The 22,999-nt window shown below is 68.9% G+C and carries 22 protein-coding genes and 1 pseudogene; 9 read left to right on the forward strand and 14 right to left on the reverse strand.

The window, feature by feature from the left end; all coding sequences use genetic code 11:
- Positions 1–2: 2 nt before the first annotated feature.
- From KIP79_RS41040 to KIP79_RS41065, 7 genes and pseudogenes are all read right to left on the reverse strand, one after another.
- Positions 3–1,517, reverse strand: a complete 1,515-nt coding sequence (locus tag KIP79_RS41040) for a tetratricopeptide repeat protein (protein WP_214110445.1) — start codon at positions 1,515–1,517, stop codon at positions 3–5.
- Positions 1,518–1,876: 359 nt separating this feature from the next.
- On the reverse strand, positions 1,877–2,428 hold the full coding sequence (locus tag KIP79_RS41045; RefSeq protein WP_250214691.1) for a DUF5753 domain-containing protein: 552 nt from the start codon (positions 2,426–2,428) through the stop codon (positions 1,877–1,879).
- A 93-nt stretch (positions 2,429–2,521) separates the two neighbouring features.
- Positions 2,522–2,725, reverse strand: a pseudogene (locus KIP79_RS50285) (helix-turn-helix domain-containing protein); the annotation flags it as partial.
- 18 nt (positions 2,726–2,743) lie between these two features.
- Entirely contained in the window at positions 2,744–3,205 is a 462-nt protein-coding gene (locus KIP79_RS41050) for a DUF6879 family protein (RefSeq protein ID WP_250214692.1), read from the reverse strand.
- Positions 3,206–3,245: 40 nt separating this feature from the next.
- The gene (locus tag KIP79_RS41055) at positions 3,246–3,485 is read right to left on the reverse strand and encodes a hypothetical protein (protein WP_214110447.1); all 240 of its coding nucleotides are present in this window, start codon (positions 3,483–3,485) and stop codon (positions 3,246–3,248) included.
- Positions 3,486–3,674: 189 nt separating this feature from the next.
- Complete coding sequence (locus KIP79_RS41060) at positions 3,675–3,902, reverse strand: DUF397 domain-containing protein (RefSeq protein WP_214110448.1); 228 nt, start codon at positions 3,900–3,902, stop codon at positions 3,675–3,677.
- Entirely contained in the window at positions 3,893–4,855 is a 963-nt protein-coding gene (locus tag KIP79_RS41065; RefSeq protein WP_214110449.1) for a helix-turn-helix domain-containing protein, read from the reverse strand. The genes KIP79_RS41060 and KIP79_RS41065 overlap by 10 nt, the downstream gene beginning before the upstream one ends.
- Before the next feature lie 90 nt (positions 4,856–4,945).
- Between KIP79_RS41065 and KIP79_RS50290 the strand changes: the two genes are divergently transcribed.
- Positions 4,946–5,395, forward strand: coding sequence for an ATP-binding protein (locus KIP79_RS50290; RefSeq protein WP_214110450.1), 450 nt, complete (start codon positions 4,946–4,948; stop codon positions 5,393–5,395).
- A 59-nt stretch (positions 5,396–5,454) separates the two neighbouring features.
- On the opposite strand, the gene KIP79_RS41075 is transcribed toward KIP79_RS50290, so the two are convergent.
- Positions 5,455–7,872 carry an ExeM/NucH family extracellular endonuclease gene (locus KIP79_RS41075; RefSeq protein ID WP_214110451.1) on the reverse strand — a complete coding sequence of 806 codons (2,418 nt, stop codon included), beginning with the start codon at positions 7,870–7,872 and terminating at the stop codon, positions 5,455–5,457.
- A 244-nt stretch (positions 7,873–8,116) separates the two neighbouring features.
- On the opposite strand from KIP79_RS41075, the gene KIP79_RS41080 reads away from it, so the two are divergent.
- Positions 8,117–9,133, forward strand: coding sequence for a cation diffusion facilitator family transporter (locus KIP79_RS41080; protein ID WP_214110452.1), 1,017 nt, complete (start codon positions 8,117–8,119; stop codon positions 9,131–9,133).
- Here KIP79_RS41080 and KIP79_RS41085 read toward each other — a convergent pair.
- Entirely contained in the window at positions 9,122–11,662 is a 2,541-nt protein-coding gene (locus tag KIP79_RS41085; RefSeq protein WP_308170167.1) for a cation-translocating P-type ATPase, read from the reverse strand. The genes KIP79_RS41080 and KIP79_RS41085 overlap by 12 nt on opposite strands.
- Before the next feature lie 86 nt (positions 11,663–11,748).
- Between KIP79_RS41085 and KIP79_RS41090 the strand changes: the two genes are divergently transcribed.
- Together KIP79_RS41090 and KIP79_RS41095 are read left to right on the forward strand one after the other, a co-directional pair.
- Positions 11,749–12,390, forward strand: coding sequence for a response regulator (locus tag KIP79_RS41090; protein WP_214110453.1), 642 nt, complete (start codon positions 11,749–11,751; stop codon positions 12,388–12,390).
- A gap of 51 nt (positions 12,391–12,441) precedes the next feature.
- A complete protein-coding gene (locus tag KIP79_RS41095; protein WP_214110454.1) occupies positions 12,442–12,879 on the forward strand; it encodes a pyridoxamine 5'-phosphate oxidase family protein in 438 nt (145 codons plus the stop codon).
- Here KIP79_RS41095 and KIP79_RS41100 read toward each other — a convergent pair.
- A complete protein-coding gene (locus tag KIP79_RS41100) occupies positions 12,876–14,558 on the reverse strand; it encodes a sensor histidine kinase (protein ID WP_372453747.1) in 1,683 nt (560 codons plus the stop codon). The two genes, KIP79_RS41095 and KIP79_RS41100, sit on opposite strands and share 4 nt — an antisense overlap.
- A gap of 87 nt (positions 14,559–14,645) precedes the next feature.
- Complete coding sequence (locus KIP79_RS41105; RefSeq protein ID WP_250214693.1) at positions 14,646–15,197, reverse strand: hypothetical protein; 552 nt, start codon at positions 15,195–15,197, stop codon at positions 14,646–14,648.
- A gap of 205 nt (positions 15,198–15,402) precedes the next feature.
- On the opposite strand from KIP79_RS41105, the gene KIP79_RS41110 reads away from it, so the two are divergent.
- Complete coding sequence (locus KIP79_RS41110) at positions 15,403–15,921, forward strand: flavodoxin family protein (protein ID WP_214110456.1); 519 nt, start codon at positions 15,403–15,405, stop codon at positions 15,919–15,921.
- Positions 15,922–15,950: 29 nt separating this feature from the next.
- Positions 15,951–16,511: an Rv1733c family protein gene (locus tag KIP79_RS41115; RefSeq protein WP_214110457.1), complete on the forward strand. Its 561-nt coding sequence runs from the start codon at positions 15,951–15,953 to the stop codon at positions 16,509–16,511.
- A 123-nt stretch (positions 16,512–16,634) separates the two neighbouring features.
- Here the strand turns inward: KIP79_RS41115 and KIP79_RS41120 are convergent, their stop codons facing one another.
- Complete coding sequence (locus tag KIP79_RS41120) at positions 16,635–17,027, reverse strand: iron-containing alcohol dehydrogenase (RefSeq protein ID WP_250214694.1); 393 nt, start codon at positions 17,025–17,027, stop codon at positions 16,635–16,637.
- A gap of 292 nt (positions 17,028–17,319) precedes the next feature.
- On the reverse strand, positions 17,320–18,111 hold the full coding sequence (pflA, locus tag KIP79_RS41125) for a pyruvate formate-lyase-activating protein (protein WP_308170168.1): 792 nt from the start codon (positions 18,109–18,111) through the stop codon (positions 17,320–17,322).
- 56 nt (positions 18,112–18,167) lie between these two features.
- Between pflA and KIP79_RS50295 the strand changes: the two genes are divergently transcribed.
- Entirely contained in the window at positions 18,168–18,383 is a 216-nt protein-coding gene (locus KIP79_RS50295; protein ID WP_372453748.1) for a helix-turn-helix domain-containing protein, read from the forward strand.
- Entirely contained in the window at positions 18,299–19,414 is a 1,116-nt protein-coding gene (locus tag KIP79_RS41135; protein WP_308170169.1) for an RNA-guided endonuclease InsQ/TnpB family protein, read from the forward strand. Before KIP79_RS50295 ends, KIP79_RS41135 begins: the two co-directional genes overlap by 85 nt.
- A gap of 39 nt (positions 19,415–19,453) precedes the next feature.
- Here KIP79_RS41135 and pflB read toward each other — a convergent pair whose 3' ends face one another.
- Entirely contained in the window at positions 19,454–21,715 is a 2,262-nt protein-coding gene (gene pflB / locus KIP79_RS41140) for a formate C-acetyltransferase (protein ID WP_214110460.1), read from the reverse strand.
- A 203-nt stretch (positions 21,716–21,918) separates the two neighbouring features.
- Between pflB and gap the strand changes: the two genes are divergently transcribed.
- Positions 21,919–22,914 carry a type I glyceraldehyde-3-phosphate dehydrogenase gene (gap, locus tag KIP79_RS41145; protein ID WP_443611873.1) on the forward strand — a complete coding sequence of 332 codons (996 nt, stop codon included), beginning with the start codon at positions 21,919–21,921 and terminating at the stop codon, positions 22,912–22,914.
- Positions 22,915–22,999: the final 85 nt, after the last annotated feature.

The raw sequence follows: 22,999 nt of genomic DNA on the forward strand, positions 1-22,999 counted from the left end.
ACTCACCGGCCCCGGAGACGGTCGAGTGTGAGTGTGATCTGCCGCCGCAGTTGGGTGGCCAGCGGGTCGTCGAACCCGTTCAGGGCCGTCAGTGCCTGTTCCCAGCAGGTCCGGGCCTGCGGCGATCGCCCCAAGGAATCCAGGGATGTGGCCGTGGAGTGCAGGTTGATGGCCTGATGCCAATGGTTGCCGGACTCCCGGTGGGCGGGTTCGGCGGCCTGGTGGAGGGCGAGGGCTTCCTCCGGATGTCCCTGGTCCTGGCAGGTCTGCCCGGCGCCGTCCAACGCCAGAGCCTCCCGGCTGCGGTCTCCGAGCTCGCGGTTGATGGCGGCAGCCTCCTGGAAGCTGTGCAGCGCGTCTTCGTGCTGCCCGGCCGCGCGCTGAAGGCGGCCCAACTCCAGCAGCCCATAGCCTCGCCACATCGGGTTGCGGGCATCGGCGGCGATGGCCAGCGCGGCGTCGATCGAGGTGCGGGCGGCGGTCAGGTCACCGCCTGCCCGCTGCGCCCGGCTGAGCAAAGCCAGCGCGTTGCCTTGGGACGAGCGGTCACCCAGAGCGGCGAACACCTCCGCGGTTTTGGTCAGGGTCTGCGCCGCCTCGGTGTGCCCGCCGAGTCCGATGAGGGCTTCGGCGGTGTTGGCGCGGGCCACGGCCACCCAGCGGGTCATGCCGAGTTCGGCGAAGACGGCCGAGCTGTCCTGGAAATGCGTACGGGCCTGCCGCAGCTGCCGGTGGCGCAAGGCGAGCAGGCCCAAGGCGTTGTGGCAACGGGCCTGGCCGAAGCGGTCAGCCAGGCGGCCGAAGATGGCCAGCGCGGCGCGGTGGCTGAGCCGTGCCTCCTCCAGGCGGCCGGTCTGGGCGTACAGCTTGGCGAGGTTCTCGGTCGTCAGCGCCTGCCCGGCCAGATCACCCTCGGCCACGGCGGAGTCGGCGGCGATGGTCGCGGTGGACTCCCAGTCGGCGAAGACGCCCCGCTGGGCGTAGACGGACCGCAGTGTGACGGCCAGCCGCCAGGCCAGCCCGTGCACCCCCGCCTCGGCGGCCACCCGCACGACGGAGACGAGGTTGATCCGTTCGCTCCCCCACCAGGCCAGCGCCGCTTCCGGTTGGTCGAAGGGCAGGGGTCGCACCCCGGCCGGGACCTCGATCTTCAGATCGTAGGAGTCGTAGGGGGTCAGGGTGTGCCCGAGCCAATCGGCTGTATGCAGGTACCAGGAGACCAGCCGCAGGCGTGCTTGATCGGCCTCCGAGTCGTCCCTGCGGGCCTGCTCTGCCGCAGCGGTGCGGAAGGACTCCGGGAGCAGGAAACGGCCGGGCGCAGTCTGCGTGATCATGCCCGCCTTGGCCAGCAGTTCCAACTGCTGCCGGACCGGTCCGGTCCGCTCCCCGGCCAGCGCGGCGGCCGACTCCAGCGAGAACTCCACCCCGGGATGCAGACCGAGCAGCCGGAACAACCGCGCAGCGCCCTCCGGCAGCGCCGATTCCCCTTCCCGCTCACGATCTTTCTGGTCTTCCATTTCTCTCCCTACCCTGTGGACGGCTGATCGGGGGAAATTCCTAAGCGCGAATCAGTGCATTCAGAAGGCGTGCGAAAAGAACGGCACGGTGGGATTGGGAAATGGGGAACCGAAAGGAAGATGCTGCGGCGAATGAATGAAGCTTCGTTGATGGCATGGTTCAAACAGTAGGAACGCGCGCTTTCAGTGCTCAACAAACTTGTACGAACTTGTACGCCGATTACTCCAGAGCCTTGATGGCTGCGGCGACAAGGTGGCGCGCCTGTCCTCTGTAGACAGCAGATTTCGCCAGTTGCGTGAAGTGCCTAACGTAGGTGCGATTTCGCAGGGCAACGAGTTTGTGCGAGTCTCTACGTCGGTTACTCAAAGGGTTCGATAGCTGTGGTGATCAGCGCTCGTGCTCTTTCGCCGTAGACCGCATCACTGGCCAGGTTGTTGAAGCACCTCACGTAGAGGGCGACCTCGCGCGGTTGAGTGATGGTGATGATGGCGGAGGTCAGTTCGATGGATACGGTATTATCCCCGTAGATGTGGAAGGTCTCCGTCAGCTTCTGCTTACGTCTCGCAGCCAGGGGAATAACACCGAGGGAGAGGTTCGGCTGACGCATGCCACTCAGCAGGCAATCTAGCTGCTCACGCATCACATCGTCATCGAAAGGTCGGTTGTACAAGACCGATTCCTCGATGATCATTGCGCAGTTTCGGGCGGGGTCTCGCAGGAAGCGGCGACGAGCCACTCGCGCTCTTACCGCCTCATCGATATCGTTTGCTGAGGCTTGATGGAACTCATTGAAGCGGACCATAATTGCCCGCATGTAAGCCGGAACCTGCAAAGGCCAAGGAATTAGGTTAGAGCTGTAGAAACGATAGTTGAGATTATCGCTGTATAGCTTCAGTCCCAGATCCTGCATGTGCCTCTGGCTGCGATTGACACGCCGCCACTCTACGTAAGCATTCTCTGCATTGCGGCTGGCCGCGATCAGGTTGGGAATCTCCTGTGGGACACCACAAATCTGACACCATATGCGGATGTCTTCGTCTGACGGCGGTGTTCGGCCATTAATTAGCCGGGAGCACTTCGACTCCTCCCAGCCGGCGTGCCTGGCCAACGCCCGAGAAGTCAGTCCCGCATCGCGGAGAAGCTCTCGTAATCTATCGGCGATGGCCTGGCGCGCCTGCTGTACACTGCTTGACTGTGAATTAGCCACTTGCGCTGAATATGCACATCAGGCTGGCCGGTACTCCCAGTGATCGAGCGCGCGTGCCCATACGACCTCGAAAGCTGTCGTGCACAGCATGGCTTCAGCCCGATCACTGGAGAGTTCATAGCCTGCCGGGTCGCCGTCGCCTGTTTGGAAGACCCAGCATAGAAGGCTGTCGTCGACCTGCCAGAAGTCACATCCCGGCAATGCAATGGCTTTCGCCAGCGGTCGAGGCAGCCACCGAACCCGCTCGCCTCCTGCCAGGTTGGAATAAGGAGTCGCCATATGCTCGTAGCGGATGTAGTTGGTGACTGGCTCGGAAATAATCCGTGCGCGACGAAAGGTAACCCCGCGTGCTGTAGTTTCTCGCACCAGATTCACCCAGGGCCCGATGAAGGACTTGTCAATCTCTGCGGCGACCTCCTCGGAAGCACCCCCACACCACGCCTTGTAGCCGGGCCCGCCAGCGCCGTAGGTGTCACGCATTTCCAGGTGGGTAACCTGGTGCTGAGCATGTGCGAATAGCTCAGTCAAAGTGTGGATCATTGCCACCGCATGCCTCCCAAAGCGCCTTCTTCAACTCCTTCGGCACCCGGAATGCTCGCTCGTGAGGTTCGATGTGACTCACTGACTGAATCGCAGCGAGTACATCCGCGTCTTCCTCCGGGTAGCCAACGATCACGAGGCTGTCGTCGACGTCGTCCAGATGTACCGAGGGGCAACTATCCGTCTGGCTACCACCCTTGCCGTAGAACCGTAGCGTCACTTCGCCTCCTGAGCTGAGCGCATCCACTGATCTATGTCGCAGCCTGGAGGCGTGGCCAAGGGGTCGTCAAGACGATCAGTAGGAGCCCTATCCGAGAGCCTTTCGCATAATCACTAGTAGGCATTCGGATAGCATTCGGACCTGCCTGCTGGGAAGAGACCCTTCCCAGCAGTGAGGCCCTACGGCACTTCAGAAGTCGAACTCGCCGCCTTTTGCGCCGTCGATGAACGCGCGGAATACAGCGCCCCTGACCACATAGGGGGGCAGATCTGGCCGCTCCGTGTCTCGCATGGCCACAAGGTCGTTGGCCAGCGGTGCGACCTCAATGCAGTTGCCTTGGTTTGCTCCACTCGCGGTCGCCTTGCGCCAGTCCGCTTCTCGAAGCAGCGAGTCGAGATTGAGCGCACTTAGGTCCATTGCTCCAACTTCTCTCTCAATAGTGCGAGGGACACGTGCTGAGGATGTGCTTCAGATCGGATCGCCTCGTACTGCGTTCGGAGGGCAGTCACGCCTTCGTCGGGCCAGTTCAAGACCTGACCCTTCGAAGCCGACTCAAGGTACACGGTATCCGGATGACCGTCGGTCTGTGCAAATGCAAAACCGCCTAAGAGCCCCGTGGTCGACTCGGCAGTGTATGGGACGATCTGGATCGAGATAGTCGAGCGGGAGGCCAGTCCGATCAGGTGTTCAACCTGCCTCCGCATCGTCTCCGCCCCACCAAGCGGGCGGTTCAGGACGCCCTCGTCCAGCAGTGCCCAAACCATCGGTGGATGGCTACGCTCCAGCACCTCCTGGCGCACCATGCGCTCGGCTATGGCTCCCTCGATCTCTGCCTCCGACAGGCCCGGCTCACCTCTGATGATGACCCTCGCATACTGCTCGATCTGGAAGAGGCCGGGAACGATAAGCGGTTCCCACAGCCATAACCGGGCCGCCTCTTGCTCGGCTTGTAGCCAGGGCCTGAACCAGCGCGGCGCGCCCTCACGGGTGATCTTCGGCCAGAGGCGGGCCAGTTCGCCCGACAGTCCAAGTGCTTCCTCGCATCGATCCAGGAAGTCGCGGCTGGGGCGCTGCCTTCCCGTCTCTATCAGCCCTACCATGCTCGGGCTGTAGGAGATCCGGGAGGCAAGCTCGGCTTGCGTGATACGGGCGAGGTTCCGGTATTTCCTCAGCTCAGCGCCGAATTCGGCAAGGGGACCGCTCGTAGGATCAAGCTCCTTTGGGCCAGGCATCTCCGCTCCATCGACGTCGCTGTAGGTCCCAGGAACCAAGAATGCCTCTTCAATGAAAGCTTCGGAAGTCTCTGGAGTAATTCGTATCGTGTGACGCCAAGCGGACAGGCAGTCTGTGAGCTGACCGAAGACCAGCATCCTTCTCCCGTTGGCTATCACAACACGAAGGACGGTGATGGTTGGAGTAGAGGTCCTCTATCTCGGTAGGCAGATGGGTTGGGGCGTGCAGTGAATGACCGTAATGAACTGGGCTCAGTCGTACTTCCGGGAACGCGCAGGGCACCCGCACAGGCGCGGGAACACCTGGCCAAGTGGCTATCGGGACTTCCTGCGTGCGACGCTGACACCAGAGACACCGTCGTGCTTCTGCTGTCCGAGATCGTCACTAACGCGGTGGTGCACTCGGAGTCCGGCTGTGAGGGCGGGAAGGTGGCGGTCCGGGCCGAGACCGTTCAGGGCAGCATTCGGGTCGAGGTCACCGATGAGGGGTCGGCCACCAATGCCCCCCACCTGGCACCTATCCACTGTGATGTTGAGGGTGGGCGAGGGCTTCATCTGGTTGCGGCCATGGCCGAGGACTGGGGGGCTCGAAGTGGGATTCGCGGGCAGACGACGACCTGGTTCAGCGTTCTGCTCGCTGGTGCGGCCGAGGAGTCTCGTCCTGCTGTCCTCGCGTGAACCAAGAATGGGCGCCCCCGGAAGACCGGGGACGCCCATCAGCTACGTGTGGTGTTCAGTTAGAGCTTCAGGCCGACCAGCAGCGGGTCGTGGTCGGAGGAGCGGTAGGCGTTCGGGGCGTAGAGGTACGGCGGGTTGAACTCGGTGTTGTAGTCCATGAACCGGCCCTCGTCGGCGTTGATGTGCCAGATGGTGGCGCCGGTCACCAGGCTCTTCGCCTGCTTGTCGGCCAGGACGTGGTCCAGTTCGCCGGACAGGCTGTCGAAGACGTAGCTGTAGCGGTCCTCCTTCGAGACGTACTTCTTGCTCAGGCTGGTCAGCCCGGCGTTCTCGAAGGTGTGGATGGGGTCCTCCTCGCCGTAGGCGTTGATGTCGCCGACGACGAGGGCGTTGCGCAGGTTGAGGGTGTCGATCAGGCTGAGCAGCGCGTTCGCCTGCTTCACGCGCTTGGCGTTGTAGCAGCTCTGGCCGTCGCCCTGGTCGGCGTCGGGGCCGCTGGCGGTGCTGTCGCCGTCGGTGCAGCCCTTGGACTTGAAGTGGTTGACCAGGATCGTGAAGATCTCGCCCTTCTTGTCGGCCCGGCCGAAGGCCTGGACCAGCGGCGGCCGGTTGAAGATCGGGTCGGCCGAGGACTGCGCCCCGCCGATCGGGGTGACCTTGGCGGGCTTGTAGATCAGCGCGGTCTGGATGAGGTCGGTGCCGGGGTTGGGGTGGGTGATCCCCCGGTAGGTGCCCGGACCCGCCTGCGCGTTCAGCGCGTCGACCAGGGTGTTGAGCGCCACGTTGTTGTTGCGCTCGACCTCCATCAGGCCGGCCACGTCAGGGTCGAGGGTGAGGATGTTGGCGACCAGCTTGGCGAGCTGGCGGTCCCGCTCGTTGGCGTTGTTCGCGCCCCGGGAGTTCAGCGTGGTGAACCAGTTCAGCGTGTTGAGGCTGGCCACGCGGACGTTGCCGCCGACCTTGTCCGGCGCGGCGGGGCGCGGGTTCTTCGCCTTGAACACGACCTGCTGGGTCGGCTGGATCCGGTAGAGGTTGAAGCTGTAGGTGAGCACACCGGTCAGCTTCTTGACCTCGTCGCCGAGCCGGACGGTGTTCAGCCCCTCGGAGTGGTACGGCAGGACCGGCGGGTTCTGCACGTTGGAACCGTCGTCGAGCAGGATCCTGCGCCGGGCGTCCTTGGCGACGTCCACGCCGGGGCGGTCGGTCGGCTGCCAGAGCCGCTCGTTCGCGGCAAGGGTGATCTCGCCGAACCGGCCGAGGTTGTAGACCTCCGAGGCGACCATGTCGTCGGGGAGGGTGACGAGCATGCTCTCGTACCGCTCGAAGGTGACGCCCTCCTTGAGCGGCAGGCTCACCTCAAGCGGCTTGATCGTGCCGGTGCCGCAGATGTTGACCGCGGTGGCGGGGGAGATCTCGGTGAGGCCGCTGAACTCGATCGCCTTGCCGGAGACGAGCACCCGGTCGCCGACGTTCACCGGCGAGTTGGAGAACACGAACAGACCCTCGGACGTGGCCGGGTCGTTGTCCGGCTTGGGGTCCTGGATGTAGAAGCCGTTGAACTGGCCGGTCCCCTGGAAGTTACCGGTGACGATGCCCTCGACCCGGACGTTCTGACCGGCGATCGGGCTGACGTCACCGTTGCCCTGCACCTGCGCGATCCGGTGGGTGATCGGGGTGTCGCAGGTCTCGTCGGAGGTCGGGCTGGGCGACGGCGACGGCGACGGGCTCGGGCTGGGGCTCGCGCTGGGGCTGGGCGACGGCGAGGCCGAGGGGGACGGCGAGGCCGACGGCGACGGCGACGGCTCGACGGCGCCGCAGGGGGCCGCGGTGGTCGCGCTGTTGCGCGGGGCGGGGACGCCGGTCTCGAAGTCGGCGGCGTTGTCGTCGGTGTCGGCGCAGCCGGTGTTCTTGCGGATGGCGGCCGTGCCGTTGGTGAGGGTGGGGGCGGCTGCGGTGCCCTCGAAGTAGTTCGCGTTACCGAAGCCGACCAGGTCGGCGATGAGCGCGAGCTGCTCCGGGGTGCAGACCACGGTGGAGCCGTTGCAGGCCAGGCCGTCGGCGGAGCGGACCAGCGCCACCTTGCCGGCGGTGCCACTCATGTTGGTGGTGCCGATGTCGTCAGGAGTGGGCAGCGAACCGCTGGGGGTGGTGCCCGCCGCCAGCTGGACCAGGTGGTACTGGCCAGGGGCGAGGGTGCCGGTGAGGTTGGTCTTGTTGGAGGCGAAGTTCCCGGTTCCGGTGGCGCTGGTGTACTGCACCGACCAGCCGTCCAGCGAGACGGTCGCGCCACTGCGGTTGAAGACTTCGACGAAGTCGTTGGTGAGGGGGGCGTTGAGGTTGCCGCCCCCTCCGTAGACCTGGCTGATGACAACAGTGCCCGGCTCGGCTGCGGCCGGGGCGATGGGAAGAGCGGCGATCGAACCGACGGTGACTCCGGCGGTAACAAAGATCGCGAGTGCCCTGGGCATGGGACGCATGGCTGGAAGGTAAAGCCACTATTGCTAGATATTCCATCCATTTGGTGGACTAACGGTGAACTGGGGATATATCGGCATGTGGTGCCGATCGGGGTGCCGCTTATCTGGGGAAATGTGACGTTGTCGGTTGGCTGGACTCAGCCCCGGAGAGCGGGAAACCGAACGAGATTCGACCCATGAAGTCGATCATGTGTTCGGGCTTTCGTATGCTCGCAGAAAGGGCGTACGCGGCAAGGAGCGAGACATGTCCGACCAGCATGGTCATGGGCACGGATCACGGACGGCGCGCAGGTGGCGGCAGCTCAGGCACCTGGTCACGCCGCACAGTCACGACAGCGTGGGCAGGACCGACGCGGCGCTGGAGACCGGGAACCGCGGTCTGCGCGTGCTCGGCGTCTCCTTCGGCCTGCTCATGGTCACCGCGATCGCGCAGGCCGTCGTCGTCGCCTACTCCGGTTCGGTGGCCCTGCTCGGCGACACCCTGCACAACTTCGCCGACGCGCTGACCGCCGTCCCGCTCGCCATCGCCTTCTCCCTCGGCAGGCGCGCGGCCACCCGCCGCTTCACCTACGGGTACGGCCGGGCCGAGGACCTGGCGGGAATCGTCATCGTGCTGCTGATCGCCGCCTCGGCCGGGCTGGCGGGCTACGAGGCCGTCCGTCGCCTGCTCCAGCCCCAGGACGTGCACGCGCTGGGCTGGGTCGCGGCGGCGGGGCTGATCGGCTTCGCCGGCAACGAGCTGGTCGCCCGGTACCGGATCAGGGTCGGCCGGGAGATCGGCTCGGCCGCGCTGGTCGCCGACGGCCTGCACGCCCGTACGGACGGCTTCACCTCGCTGGCCGTGCTTGTCGGCGCGGGCGGAGCCGCGCTCGGCTTCCCGCTCGCCGACCCGATCGTGGGCCTGCTGATCACGCTGGCCATCTGCTTCGTGCTGCGGGACGCCGCCAGGGAGATCTACCACCGCCTGATGGACGCCGTGGACCCCGCCCTCCTGGAACAGGCCGAGCAGACCCTGCGCGAGGTGCCGGGCGTGCTGCGCGTCGGTTCGGTACGGCTGCGCTGGATCGGCCACACCCTCCGCGCGGAGGTGGAGATCCTGGTCGGCCACCGGCTCTCGCTCATCGACGCGCACGCCGTCGCCGTGGAGGCCGAACACCGGCTCATCCACCGCCTGCCCCGGCTGCGGGCCGCCACCGTACACGCCGACCCCGACGGCCCCGTGGGCGCCGACCACCACGCCGCGCTGCTCTCACACCGCTGACCGGACGAGACGGGGCACGCTCAGCAGCAGGACGGTCAGTACGCTCACGCCCGCCGCCATGGCCCAGCCGGTCGCCGGGAGGGGGACGATGGCGAGGGGTTCGCCCAGGATGGGGACGAGGGTGACCAGGGCCTGGAGTGTCGCGGTGGCCGTCACCGCCAGGAGGACGGCCCTGCCCCGCCACCAGCCCGACTCGAAGGCCCAAGAGGTGGCGCGGGAGACGTAGGCCAGTACGAGGCGGGCGAAGACCAGGGACAGCACGGCCTGGGTACGGACCTGGTCCTGGTCCCAGCCGAGGCGGCGGGCGACCTCGACGGAGGCGAACACCAGGACGGCGACGGCCAGGGAGCGCCACAGGACCCGCCGGAGCGTCGCGCCGCCCAGGAGCGCGTCCTGGCGCGGGGACCGGGCCAGCGGGTTTCCGGCGGGGCGGTCGACGCCCAGGGCGATGGCGGGGATGCCGTCCAGGACGAGGTTGATCCAGAGCAGTTGGACGGGCAGCAGCGGGACGATCAGGTCGGGCCAGAGGATCAGGCCGGCCAGCACGAGGAAGATCTCGGCGAGGTTGCCGGTGAGCAGGTAGGCGATCATCGAGGACACGTTGTGGCGCAGGCGGCGGCCCTCGCCCACGCCCGCGACGATGGTGCCGAGCTCGCCGTTGGTGACCACGACCGAGGCGGCCTCCCTGGCCACGTCGGTGCCCTCGTCGCCGGCCATGGCCACCCCGACGTCGGCGTGGCGCAGGGCGGGGGCGTCGTTGACGCCGTCGCCGGTCATCGCCACCACCTCGCCGCCCTGGCGGAGCGCGCGGACCAGGTCGAGCTTGGTGGCGGGATCGACGCGGGCCACGACGGACGCGCAGCGCAGGCGGTCCGTTGTGACCCGCGGGTCCATGGGGGAATCGGCATGCAGGTCGGTTCCGGTGACCACCGGGTCCGGCGGGATGCCCACCTCGGCTGCGACGGCCTGGGCCGTGTCGGCGTGGTCTCCGGTGACCATGACGACGCGGATGCCGGCCTGGCGGCAGTCGGCGACGGCACTGCGGGCCGAGGACCTGATCTCGTCGGACAGCGCGATCAGCCCAAGCGGGCGGAGGCCGTCCATGCCGAGATCGGCGCCGTCGCCCTCGGCGAAGGCCAGGACGCGCAGGCCCCGTCTGGCGAGCTTGGTGACCTGTTCGGTCAGGGCGTCGGCGGTCGCGCCGGGGGCGCAGCGGACGAGGACCACCTCCGGGGCGCCCTTCACGGTCACCAGCGGGTCGCCCCCGGGGCTGCGGGTGATGACGGTCATCGATCGGGTCTCGGCGTCGAAGGGGGAGATGGCGATGCGTTCCTCGCCGAGCGGTAGCCGTACCTGGTGGTCGGTGGCGGCCGAGAGGAGGGCGACGTCGACCGCGTCGCCCAGGCCGTCGCGCGCGTCGTTGCAGCGGATCGCGGCCAGCCACAGCGCGTCCTGGCCTGTTCCGTCGGCCGGCACGTGGTCGGCCACGGTCAGGCGGCCGGTGGTCAGGGTGCCGGTCTTGTCGGTGGCGATGACGGTGGTGGAGCCGAGCGCCTCGATCGCGGGCAGGCGGCGGACGATCACGCCCTGCCGGGCCATGCGCTGGGAGCTCAGCGCGAGGGCGGTGGTGACCGCCGCCGCCAGGCTCTCCGGCACGGCGGCGATGGCCAGGGCGACGCCGGCCAGGATGATGTCCAGCAGGGCCGTCTCACCGGCGGCCACCCGGGACAGCCCGATCAGCACCAGGATGCTTCCCGCCGCCACCGCCAGCAGCCCGATCCGGCGGGAGACCTGGCCGAGCTCGACCTCCAGGGGACCGGCCGTCCGGCCGGTGAGCGCGGTGGCGATGCGGCCGATCTCGGTGCCGGCGCCGGTCCTGGTCACCACGGCGAGGCCGGTTCCGCCGACCACGAGGGTGCCGGAGAACAGTTCCCCGTCCCGGTCGCCGAGCGGGACGTGCGCCCCGGTCGCGCCGGCGGCGCGTTTCAGCGCCGAGTGGGACTCGCCGGTGAGCATCGCCTCGTCGACCGCGAGCCCGTGCGCGTCGACGAGGGTGGCGTCGGCGGGGACCCTGTCCCCGGCGGCGACCTCCACCAGGTCGCCCCGCACCACCTCGGCGGCCGGGATGCGCTGGGTGCGTCCGTCCCGCCGCACCTTGGCCATGGGCGCGGTCAGCGAGGCCAGGGCGCGGATGGCCGTTTCGGCCCTGACCTCCTGGCTGACCCCGATCACCACGTTGACCACCAGGATCGCCACGATGGCCACACCTTCCGGCACCTCGCGCAGCACGACCAGGGTGACGAGCCCGGCCAGCAGCAGCAGGATCGAGAAGGGGTCGGCCAGCTGGCGGACCGCGCGGGCGGCCAGGCTGGGGGGCCGCGACCGGGGCAGCTCGTTGGGGCCCTGCTCGGCCAGCGCCCGCGCGGCCTCGGCGCTGGTGAGCTCGCGGTGCTCCGCCACCCGCATCGTGGTCACCGCCTCCCGGTACGGGCCGGCAGGCGGAACCGGCCGGCGCTTCGAACTACCCACACTGGGATCGTCGCGGCCGGGCGGAAACGCCGATAGGGACCAAGGTCCCTTCCCGAATAGGCCGATAGATGCCTACATTTCAGGGCATGATTCGCGTTTTCCTCCTCGATGACCACGAGGTCGTCCGGCGTGGTGTCGCGGCGTTGCTGGACGCCGAAGACGACATCGAGGTGATCGGCGAGGCCGACACCGCCGCGTCCGGCATGGCCCGCATCCCGGCCCTGAAGCCCGACGTCGCGGTGCTGGACGTACGCCTGCCGGACGGCACAGGCCTGGAGGTCTGCCGCGAGGTCCGCAGCCGCATGCCGGAGCTCGCCTGCCTGATGCTGACCTCCTACGCCGACGAGGAGGCCCTGTTCGAGGCCGTCATGGCGGGCGCCGCCGGTTACGTGCTCAAGCAGATCCACGGTTCCGACCTGGTCGGCGCCGTGCGCACGGTCGCCGCCGGGCAGTCCCTGCTGGACCCGCAGACCACCGCCACCATGCTGGCGCGGCTGCGCGACCAGGCCGTACGGAAGGACCCGCTGGCCGCGCTCTCCCAGCAGGAGCGGCACATCCTGGAGCTGATCGGCGAGGGGCTGACCAACCGGCAGATCGGCGAGCGCATGTTCCTGGCCGAGAAGACCGTCAAGAACTACGTGTCCAACCTGCTGAGCAAGCTCGACATGCAGCGCAGGACCCAGGCGGCGGCGCTGGCCGCCCGGATGAGGGTAGATCGGAGCGATTGACGGGACGTTCGTCCCTCGTCGCGGCACCCCCGGATCCGGCAGGTTGGCTGCATGAGAAGCGAGTCAACCGGCCTGCGGACGCTCTCTCGTCAGGAGTGCCTGCGCCTGCTGGCCGTCACCCCCATCGGGCGGATCGTGTTCACCGACCGCGCGCTGCCCGCCGTCCAGCCCGTCAACTACCTGCTCGACGGCGAGACCATCGTGATCAGGACGGCTGGTGGTTCCCGGTTGGCCGCGGCCACCCGCGAGGCCATCGTGGCGTTCGAGGTCGACGACATCGATCCGGTGACGCGCACCGGCTGGTCGGTCACCGTGCTCGGCCTGGCCAGAGGGGTCACCGACCCCGCCGAACGGCGGCGGCTCGCCGCGCTGCCGCTGCTGCCCTGGGCGCGCGGCGACGCCGACCACTTCATCGTGCTCACCGCCGACCGGGTCTCCGGCGGCGCCTCGGCCGGCCTGGTGACGGCCGGCCTCGGCAGCTCCCGTTAGCCCGCGGGGACGCTCCAGCACACCCGGGTGCCCCCGCCTGGCGCGGGCTCGGCGAGGAAGCTTCCGCCGAGCTGGGCGGCGCGCTCCTGCAGGTTGCGCAGGCCGCTGCGGCGCCCGCCGGCCGGCAGGCCGACCCCGTTGTCCTGGACGGTCAGGGTCAGCAGCCCGCCGCGCACCTCCACCGCCACGTCGGCCGTGGACGCCTTGGCATGCCGTACCACGTTGGACAGCGCCTCGCGCAGGACGGCCAGCAGCTGTACGGCGACCGGCTCGGTGATCTCGTGGTCGAGCTGGCCCTCCATCCGCAGTCCCGGCATGAAGCCGAGATGGCCGCGGGCCCCTTCGACCAGGTCCACCACGCGGGCGCGCAGGCTCGGGTCGTCCGGCAGCTTGGGCGACTGGAGGGCGAAGATCGTGGAGCGGATCTGCCGGATGGTCTCGTCCAGCTCGTCGACCGCGTGCCGGACCCGGGTGCCGGCCTCCGGCTGCTCGATCAGGCGGATGGTGCTCATCAGGGTCATGGCCGTGGCGAACAGGCGCTGGATGACCACGTCGTGCAGGTCCTTGGCGATCCGGTCGCGCTCTTCGAGCAGGCCGAGGCGTTCGGCGTGCTGCCGGGTCTCGGCCAGTTCCAGCGCGATGGCCGCCTGGTCGGCGAAGGCGTGCAGCATGCGCAGCCCCGAGCGGGTGAAGGGCAGCCGGCCGGGGCGGTTGGCGAGCGCGAGCACTCCGCGTACCGACCCGGGCTTGCCGAGCGGCACGGCGGCGGCCGCGCCGGTGGGCAGGCCCTCGATGACGTCCAGGTCGCTGGCGGTCAGGTCGCTGACCATCTGCGGTTCGCCGCTGCTGTAGGCGCGGCCGGGCAGCGAGTCGGCCAGCGGGATCTCCACGCCCTCCAGACCTTCGGCGCCGTCGGCGATCAGCACCCGCAGGTGGTCCGGGTCGCCGGCGGGGAACAGCAGCGTGGCCGTGTCGGCGTCCACCATCTGCCGGCCCCGCCTGGCCACCTGGGTCAGGACCTCCTCAGGCCCGGCGCCCGACAGCAGGCCCGTGGTGACCTCGGAGGACGCCTGGAGCCAGCTCTCCCTGCGCCGGGTCTCCTCGTAGAGGCGGGCGTTCTCGATGGCCACGCCGGCCGCGGTGGCCAGGGCGGTGACGACCGCCTCGTCCTCCTCGTCGAACTCGGCGCCGCCGCGCTTCTCGGTCAGGTAGAGGTTGCCGAACACCTCCTCGCGGACCCGCAGCGGCACCCCGAGGAACGAGCCCATCGGGGGATGGCCGGGTGGGAAGCCGTAGGAGTCGGGGTGGTCGGAGATCCGCGCCAGCCGGAGCGGGACGGGCTTCTTGATGAGCAGGCCGAGCAGGCCGAGGCCGTGCGGCCAGTGCTCGATGCGGGCGATCTCCTCCTCGTCGAGTCCCACGGGGATGAACTCCACCAGGGTGCTCTCCTCGCCGACCACCCCGAGCGCGCCGTAGGTGGCGTCCACGAGGCGGGTGGCGGTCTCGACGATTCGTTGGAGCACCGTCTCCAGTTCCAGGTCGCTGCCGACCAGGACGACCGCCTCCAGCAGGGCGTGGACACGGTCGCGGGTGGCGAGTACGGCTTCCAGTCGGGTCTGTAGTTCGGCCAGCAGGTCGTCCAACCGCATGCTGGGGAGAAGGGGATGCGGCTCAGCCATGTTCGCCATTCTGCCCTAGCCCGACAATCTGGACCTAGACACCAAGGCGCCCATCCGGGGGCCGGATGGGCGCCTTGGCTAGCTCGGCTACTTCAGGACCGGGTACTTCTGGACGATGGGGGTCTGGCTCCACCAGCGGCCGATGCCCAGGGTGTTGCCGGCGGCGGCCTGGGCCAGGCCGATCAGGACGATCGCGTAGATGATGTGGTCGTCCATGAAGGGGTTGGTGGTCAGGGGCAGTTCGGCGGCCCACATCATGAGCAGCAGGACGGTTCCGGCGGCGGCGATGCGCAGGCCGGCGCCCAGGACCAGGGCGGTGCCGATGCCCGCCAGGCCGAGCATGAACAGCCAGTCCACCCAGGCCTGTCCGGCCAGGCCGGAGAAGAAGCCGCCCAGGGCGTTCTCGCCGGTGCCCTTGAGGAAGCCGGTGGTGGGGCTGCCGCCGTTGACCCAGGCCTTGGCGGCGGGGGTGGCGAAGCCGAAGCCGAACAGCTTGTCCAGGAAGGCCCAGAGGAAGACCCAGCCGAGCGAGATGCGGGCGACGGCCCAGACGTAGTCGACCGGACGGTGTGCCACCGGAGCCGGAGAGGCGGGGACGTGGGGGGTCGGGACGGTGCGGCGTCCAGCGGTGGTGGCCATCGTTAGCCCCTTTCAGAGGGTTTCTTGTCGCGGTGTCACACCTCAATGACATCCGTTTCCGTGCTCCCGCGGCAGGGCTCAAATGCTCATCCCACGGGGCCCCTAAGGCCCTTCCGCTGTGGGACTTTCGGCCCTGAACGCCCACCGGCCGCCGACCGACACTGAAACTCCTGCCTGCTTCGTCCGTGGAAGGAGATGGGCGCCCATGCGCGCGCTCGTGGTGTACGAATCCATGTTCGGCAACACCAAGAAGATCGCCGAGGAGGTGGCGTACGGCCTGATGGCCCGCATCCCCACCGAAGTCCTGGAGGTCGGCTCCGCGCCGGCCGAACTGCCGGAGAACGTGACCCTGCTGGTCGTGGGCGGCCCCACGCACGTCATGGGCATGTCACGTGCGACCACCCGCAAGTCCGCGGAAGACCAGGCCGAGGACGGCATCCTCTCCCGCGGGGAGGGGATCCGCGAGTGGCTGGCCACGCTCCGGGCCGGCGCCCCCGCCGAATCGCCCGTCGCCGCCGCGGCCTTCGACACCCGGATCCGCGGTCCCTTCTCCGGTTCGGCCGCCAAGGGCGCCCACAAGGCGCTGCGCCGGCACCACCTGCGGCTGGTCAGCCCGCCGATGGACTTCCACGTCACCGGGACCAAGGGCCCGCTGGTGGCCGGCGAGGCCGAACGCGCCCGCGAATGGGGCCGCTCGCTGGCCGAGACGCTGGCGACCGCCTGATCGAGCACGTCTGTGTAGGGAGGTGGGTCATGGCAGCCAAAACCGGCTGGGTCAGGCGGTGCGTACGCCTGTACCGTCCCGACCGCAACCCGCTGCGCCGCCGCTCTGACCGGTGGGAGGCGCTGGTCGTGGCCTTCGCGATCGGCCTGGTGCTGCTGTCGGTCTGGCCGGTCACGCTGGTGAGCGACGCGGTCTACCGTAACGGCCTGCGCGAGGAGGCAGCCGGGCCGAAGTCGCGCCAGTTCGTGGTCGTGACGCTGGTGGAGACGGCCACGGGCGTCCAGCAGTGGCAGCGGCAGGACGGCACTCCCGTCACCGGCCACGTCACCCCCTTCACCGAGTTGCCGGTCGGCACCATCCAGCGGGTGTGGGTGGACAACCGCAACCAGGTGACCATCCGGCCGCGCGAGCACGTCGAAACCGTCCTGTCGACCGTCGTCTCCGCCATCGGCCTGGAGCTCAGCGTGATCATCCTGGTGTTCCTCGGCTACCGCGCCGCCCGGTTCTCCCTCGACCGCGGCCGGTACGCCGAGTGGACGGCCGCCTGGGCGGTGGCCGAGGAGCGCTGGCGCAGGCACCGCCCGACCTGACCCCCAACCGCAGGAGAAGAGCCGCGAGCACATGCCCGCGGCTCTTCTGGCATCTTCACCGTGACGGCTCGACCGGCAGCGCGGCGCGGCCGGCCTCCAGGCGGGCGACCGGGTCCCGGGACCTCACTCCTTGCCGTAGAAGGCCGCGCGCATCAGCGCCTCCATGTCCTGGAGCATCGGCATCCGGGGGTTGGCCGGGGCGCACTGGTCCTCGTAGGCGTCGCGGGCCTGCTGGGGGAGTTGGGCGAGGTAGTCCTCCTCGGCCACGCCCAGGTCACGGAAGCCGGGCTCGATGCCCACCGCGTCCCGCAGCTTCTCGACGGCGGCGGCCAGTTCCTCGGCGCCGCCGTCGAGGCCCAGCGCCTGGGCCACGCTGGGCTCTGCTTCGACGTCGTCGATGATCTGCAGCGCCACCCGTTCCGGCCGCCTGCCCAGCACGGTGATGATCCGGTCGACGTAGCCGAGCCTGGTCATGGTGGCGTCGGTGACCACGGTCACCCGGTGCACGTCCGGCATGTCGGCCAGGTAGCGGATGGCGTGCGGCTCGAAGTAGATCTTCGCGGGGACCTTGAACCACTGGAGGTTGTTGGTGCGCCGTCCGATCCGCTTGATGTTGAGCAGGTCGGCGGCCGAGACGTTGTGCGAGACCGAGTTGCGGCCGTAGCTGCCGCAGCCCAGCGTCAGCGAGGGGATGAAGGCGTTGTAGATGTCGCCGAGGCCGCCCTGGGAAGCGGGGGCGTTCCGCGTACTCGTCCAGGGCGCTGAGGGCGTTCGCCACCAGTAGGTCGATCATTGCCGATCTCCTCACTCAGACGCTGGGCACCCCGTACGACCGGAACTGCGCGTGCACGCGTTCGATCAGCTCGGGGCCGGGGGGCGGCACGTCGGTCAGAGGGAAGGTCAGGCCGAGCCGCTGGTACTTCTCGGTGGCCATGCGGTGGAAGGGCAGCACGTCCAGGCGGGTCACGTTGCCGAGGGTGGCGACGAAGCGGGCCAGCGCGTCGACGTCGTCCGGGGCGTCGGTGAGGCCGGGCACGAGCACGAAACGGATCCAGGTCTCCCGGCCCAGGTCGGCCAGGCGGCGGGCGAAGCGCAGGGTGGGCGCCAGGTCGGCGCCGGTCAGGTCGCGGTAGCCGGCCGGGTCGCCGGACTTGATGTCCAGCAGGACCAGGTCGGTGTCGGCCAGCAGCGCGTCGCTCGCCCGCTCGCCCAGGAAGCCCGAGGTGTCCAGGGCGGTATGCAGGCCGCTGTCGTGGCAGCGGCGCAGCAGCTCGCCGGTGAAGCGGTGCTGGAGGAGCGGCTCGCCGCCGCTGATCGTGACGCCGCCCCCGGCCACCGAGATGAAGCGGCGGTACCTGTCGATCTCGGTCAGCACCTCGTCCACGGTGACCCGGCGCCCGTCGCGCATCCGCCAGGTCTCGGGGTTCTGGCAGTACCGGCAGCGGAGCGGGCAGCCGCTGGTGAACACCACGAAGCGGGTGCCGGGGCCGTCCACGCCGACCGACAGGTCCCAGGAGTTGATGACGCCGGTGCCCGCCGGGGGAGGCGGCGAGCGGAGTTCGCCCGCCGCCTCGGCCAGCTGCGCCGCCCGGGTGTTCACCGAATACCTCCAGCGTGGATGCCCCGCCCTTCAGGGCGGGGAGGAAACGCGGAACAATGCGGCACTATCGGCTCCGTTTTCTGTCGGTGGGTCTCGGTAAACTCCTGGCCATGTCCCGCTACCGGCTTTCTCCGACGCCTGCCCAGGAGGCGGCACTGTCGGAGCATTGCGGGCATGCGCGGTTCGTGTGGATTTGGCCGTTGAACAGCACTCTTTCTGGAAGCCGGGCCGTAAATCCGCTCCCGGGTTCGCCGAACAGTGCAGGCAGCTGACCGAAGCGCGCGCCGAATTCGACTGGCTGCGCGCCGGTTCGATCATCGTCCAGCAGCAGGCACTGAAGGACTTCGCCCAGGCGATGGCGAACTTCTTCGCCAGAACCCACAAGCGGCCGGCATGGCGGAAGCGTGGCCAGGGTGAAGGGTTCCGAATCGTCGCCGTAAAGGCCGGTGACGTGCGCCGCCTCTCCCGCAACGTCGGCGAAGTGAGGATCCCCAAGGTCGGCTGGGTCCGCTTCCGCTGGTCCCGGGCCGTCCCCGAAGGGGCCAAGTCCTTCCGCGTCACCCGCGACCGGGCGGGCCGCTGGTTCGTCGCGTTCGCCGCGATCCCCGAACCCATCCCCGCGCCGGGAACCGGTGAGGTGGCCGGCGTTGATCGTGGCGTGGCCGTCAGCGCGGCGGTTTCGACCGGGGAGCTGCTGCCCGCGCCCACCCTGCGGGATTCTGAGAAGGCGCGCCTGTTGCGGTTGCTGCGCAAACTCGCCCGGGCCGGGCGCGGCTCCAACCGGCGCGGCAGGGTCAACGCCGCGATCGCCAAGCTGAAGGCCCGCGAGAGCGACCGGCGCAAGGACTGGGCCGAGAAGACCTCTACCGGCCTGGCCCGCCGTTTCGACGTCATCGCGGTCGAAGACCTCAAGGTCAGAAACATGACACGTTCGGCCAGAGGCACCATCGAAGCACCGGGCAGGAACGTCCGCGCCAAAGCGGGCCTGAACCGCGGCATTCTCGCCGCCGGTTGGGGCCTGCTCGTCACCCGGCTGGAGCAGAAAGCGCCCGGCAGGGTCGTCAAGGTCAGCCCCGCTTACACCTCGCTGCGTTGTTCGGTGTGCGGGATCGTGGATCGGGAGGCGCGCGAGAGCCAAGCCGTCTTCCGGTGCCGGTCCTGCGGATACGCCGCCAACGCCGACGTGAACGCGGCCAGGAACATCCGGGATATCGCCGCAGGGCATGCGGTGAAGGCGCGGGGAGGCGACCGGGATGCCGGGCCTGTGAACCGCGAACCTCAACTTGTCCTCCTTTCCGTGTGAGATGAGTTGGAATCCCCCGCTTTCAAGCGGGGGAGGATGTCAAAACGATCCGTGGAAGGTGCGGTCGACCACGTCCTGCTGCTGCTCGCGGGTGAGCCGGACGAAGTTCACCGCGTACCCCGAGACCCGGATGGTCAGCTGCGGGTAGTTCTCCGGGTGCTCCATCGCGTCCAGCAGGACGGCGCGGGTGAGCACGTTGACGTTCATGTGGAAGCCGCCGGCGTCCATGTACCCGTCCAGCACGCCGACCAGGTTGGTCACCCGCTCGGCCTCGGTACGGCCCAGCCCTTCCGGCGTGACCGTGTTGGTCAGCGAGATGCCGTCGCGTGCCTCGGCGTAGGGCAGCTTGGCCACCGACAGGGCCGAGGCGATCATGCCGTGCCGGTCGCGGCCGTTCATCGGGTTGGCACCGGGGGCGAACGGCTGCCCGGCCCGGCGGCCGTCGGGGGTGTTGCCGGTGTGCCTGCCGTACACCACGTTGGAGGTGATCGTCAGCACCGACTGGGTGTGCTCGGCCCCCCGGTACGCGCGATGCCGGCGCACCTTGGCCATGAACGAGCGGACCAGGTCGGCGGCGATGGCGTCCACCCGGTCGTCGTTGTTGCCGAAGGCCGGGTAGTCGCCCTCGACCACGTAGTCGACGGCCAGCCCCGACTCGTCGCGGACGACCCGCACCCGGGCGTGCCTGATGGCCGAGAGGCTGTCGGCGGCCACCGACAGGCCGGCGATGCCGCAGGCCAGGGTGCGCTTGACCGGGTAGTCGTGCAGGGCCATCTCGATGCGCTCGTAGGCGTACTTGTCGTGCATGTAGTGGATGACGTTGAGCGCGTCCACGTAGGTGCGGGCCAGCCAGTCCATCATCCGGTCGAAGGCGGGGGCGACCTCCTCGTAGGACAGGTAGTCGCCGGTGACGGGCGGCACCGCGGGGCCGACCTGCTCGCCGGTCATCTCGTCCCGGCCGCCGTTGATCGCGTACAGCAGGGTTTTGGCCAGGTTGACCCTGGCCCCGAAGAACTGCATCTGCCGGCCCACCGGCGCGGCCGACACGCAGCACGCGATGGCGGTGTCGTCGCCCGTGTAGCGGCGCATCAGCTCGTCGCTCTCGTACTGGAGTGAGCTGGTCTCGATGGACAGCCGGGCGCAGAACCGCTTGAACGGCTCGGGCAGCCGGGGCGACCAGAACACGGTCAGGTTGGGTTCCGGGGCCGGGCCCAGGTTGCAGAGCGTCTGCAGGTAGCGGAAGCTCGTGCGGGTCACCAGGGGGCGGCCGTCCGCGCCCAGGCCGCCGATCGACTCGGTCACCCAGGTGGGGTCGCCGGAGAACAGCTGGTCGTACTCGGGGGTGCGCAGGAAGCGGACGATCCGCAGTTTGATCACGAAGTCGTCGATCAGCTCCTGGGCCCGCTCCTCGGTCAGCAGGCCGTCGGCCAGGTCGCGCTCCAGGTAGATGTCCAGGAACGTGGAGGTGCGGCCCAGCGACATCGCGGCGCCGTTCTGCTCCTTGACCGCCGCCAGGTAGCCGAAGTACAGCCACTGGATCGCCTCCCGGGCGGTGGCGGCCGGCTGGGAGATGTCGTGGCCGTAGGAGGCGGCCATCCGGCGCAATTCGTCCAGGGCGCGGATCTGCTCGGCCAGCTCCTCCCGGTCGCGGATCACCGCCTCGGAGGAGAACGCACGGTCCAGGCCGCGCAGTTCGTCCTTCTTGGCGTCGATGAGGCGGGTGGTGCCGTAGAGGGCGACCCGCCGGTAGTCGCCGATGATCCGGCCCCGGCCGTACGCGTCGGGCAGGCCGGTGATGACGCCGGAGCGGCGCGCGGCCCGGATCTCGGGGGTGTAGGCGTCGAAGACGCCGTCGTTGTGGGTCTTGCGGTACTTGGTGAAGATCTCCTTCACCCGCGGGTCGAGCCGGTAACCGTACGCGGTCAGGCCGGCCTCCACCATGCGCAGCCCGCCCTGCGGCATGATGGCCCGCTTGAGCGGCGCGTCGGTCTGCAGGCCGACGACCAGCTCGCGGTCCCGGTCGATGTAGCCGGGGCGGTGCGCGGTGATCGAGGAGGGCGTGGTGGTGTCCACGTCGTAGATGCCGCGCTGCCGCTCCTCCGGGAGCAGCTCGGTGATCTTGCTCCACACGGCGCGGGTCCGTTCGGTCGCCCCCGCCAGGAAGCTCTCGTCGCCCAGGTACGGGGTGTAGTTCGCCTGGATGAACGCGCGCACGTCGATCTCGGTACGCCAGGCCGTCCCACGGAACCCGTGCCAGGCGGTGACCGGGGCCATGTGCTCCCGGTCCATGGTGACCGTCATCGGAAACCCCCTCGAATCGGCCTTCGCCTTTACTTTCCTCTGGCAGGGGCGGCGGCTCATGGATCAGAGGTCACTGATCAACAGGACCAAGGTCCCTAGGACTGTCCGGTGTGGGCCGCAAGTCCTACGGCGGCGGCCTTTCGCCTCTAGGCGGGTGCTCCGGCCGGGCCGGACGATCAGCGCGGAGACACCCGGGAGGAATCATGATGAAGATCGGCATCAACGGATTCGGCCGGATCGGCCGCGCCGTGCTCCGCGCCGGACTGGCCCAGGGACTCGACATCGTCGCGATCAACGATCTGGCCGACGCCGAGATGCTGGCCCACCTGCTCAAGCACGACTCCACGTACGGCACCTACGACAAACCCGTCGCCGTCGCGCCCGGCGCCCTGGTGGTCGACGGACGGCGCATTCCGGTGACCGGCTACCACGACCCGTCCGGCATCGACTGGGCGGGTTACGGCGTGGATCTGGTGATCGAGGCGACCGGTCGCTTCCGCAGCAGGGCCGACGCCGAGCGGCACCTGAAGAACGGGGCGCGCAAGGTGCTGGTCAGCGCGCCGGGCAAGGGTATGGACGTCACGCTCGTCCCCGGTGTCAACGACAAGGCCTACCGCCCGGAGACGCACCAGATCATCTCGATGGCCTCCTGCACCACCAACTGCGTGGCGCCCATGGTCGCCGTGCTGCATGAGACGTTCGGCCTGGTCAAGGGCTTCATGACGACCGTGCACGCGTACACGGGCGACCAGCGGCTGCTGGACGCGCCGCACAAGGACCCGCGCCGGGCCCGTTCGGCGGCGGTCAACATCGTTCCCACCACGACCGGCGCCGCCCGCATGGTCGGCGAGGTCCTGCCCGAGCTGCGCGGCCGGCTGGACGGGATCGCGTTGCGGGTCCCGGTCCCCGACGGATCGCTGACCGACCTGTCGGCGGTGCTGGCCCGCCGGACCAGCGTCGAGGAGGTCAACCAGGCCTTCGCCCAGGCGGCGCGCGACCAGCTGGAGGGCGTCCTGCGGTACAGCACCGCGCCACTGGTCTCCAGCGACATCATCGGCGCCACCGCCTCCTGCGTCTTCGACGCGCCCCTCACCCAGACCGACGGCACGCTGGTCAAGGTCTTCGGCTGGTACGACAACGAGTGGGGCTACGCCAGCCGCCTGGCCGAAACCGCCGCCCGGATCGCCGCCGAACGATGACCCATGAGCCGCCCGGCAGATCCCCCGGCTCCGGGCCCGGCTCCGCTGGGGTGGATGGTTGCGGTGGAACTCCCACCCACCCACC

The sequence above is a fragment of the Acrocarpospora catenulata genome, assembly GCF_018476525.1.
Classification (GTDB): Bacteria; Actinomycetota; Actinomycetes; order Streptosporangiales; family Streptosporangiaceae; genus Acrocarpospora; species Acrocarpospora catenulata.

Excerpts from the sequence above, each read along its gene's own strand:
- KIP79_RS41040 (WP_214110445.1), bottom strand. The coding sequence starts at position 1,517 with ATGGAAGACCAGAAAGATCGTGAGCGGGAAGGGGAATCGGCGCTGCCG.
- KIP79_RS41045 (WP_250214691.1), bottom strand. The coding sequence starts at position 2,428 with ATGCAGGATCTGGGACTGAAGCTATACAGCGATAATCTCAACTATCGT.
- KIP79_RS41050 (WP_250214692.1), bottom strand. The coding sequence starts at position 3,205 with ATGCGTGACACCTACGGCGCTGGCGGGCCCGGCTACAAGGCGTGGTGT.
- KIP79_RS41060 (WP_214110448.1), bottom strand. The coding sequence starts at position 3,902 with ATGGACCTAAGTGCGCTCAATCTCGACTCGCTGCTTCGAGAAGCGGAC.
- KIP79_RS41065 (WP_214110449.1), bottom strand. The coding sequence starts at position 4,855 with ATGCTGGTCTTCGGTCAGCTCACAGACTGCCTGTCCGCTTGGCGTCAC.
- KIP79_RS41075 (WP_214110451.1), bottom strand. The coding sequence starts at position 7,872 with ATGCGTCCCATGCCCAGGGCACTCGCGATCTTTGTTACCGCCGGAGTC.
- KIP79_RS41080 (WP_214110452.1), top strand. The coding sequence starts at position 8,117 with ATGTCCGACCAGCATGGTCATGGGCACGGATCACGGACGGCGCGCAGG.
- KIP79_RS41090 (WP_214110453.1), top strand. The coding sequence starts at position 11,749 with ATGATTCGCGTTTTCCTCCTCGATGACCACGAGGTCGTCCGGCGTGGT.
- KIP79_RS41095 (WP_214110454.1), top strand. The coding sequence starts at position 12,442 with ATGAGAAGCGAGTCAACCGGCCTGCGGACGCTCTCTCGTCAGGAGTGC.
- KIP79_RS41100 (WP_372453747.1), bottom strand. The coding sequence starts at position 14,558 with ATGGCTGAGCCGCATCCCCTTCTCCCCAGCATGCGGTTGGACGACCTG.
- KIP79_RS41105 (WP_250214693.1), bottom strand. The coding sequence starts at position 15,197 with ATGGCCACCACCGCTGGACGCCGCACCGTCCCGACCCCCCACGTCCCC.
- KIP79_RS41110 (WP_214110456.1), top strand. The coding sequence starts at position 15,403 with ATGCGCGCGCTCGTGGTGTACGAATCCATGTTCGGCAACACCAAGAAG.
- KIP79_RS41115 (WP_214110457.1), top strand. The coding sequence starts at position 15,951 with ATGGCAGCCAAAACCGGCTGGGTCAGGCGGTGCGTACGCCTGTACCGT.
- KIP79_RS41120 (WP_250214694.1), bottom strand. The coding sequence starts at position 17,027 with ATGCCGGACGTGCACCGGGTGACCGTGGTCACCGACGCCACCATGACC.
- KIP79_RS50295 (WP_372453748.1), top strand. The coding sequence starts at position 18,168 with ATGCGGCACTATCGGCTCCGTTTTCTGTCGGTGGGTCTCGGTAAACTC.
- pflB (WP_214110460.1), bottom strand. The coding sequence starts at position 21,715 with ATGACGGTCACCATGGACCGGGAGCACATGGCCCCGGTCACCGCCTGG.
- gap (WP_443611873.1), top strand. The coding sequence starts at position 21,919 with ATGATGAAGATCGGCATCAACGGATTCGGCCGGATCGGCCGCGCCGTG.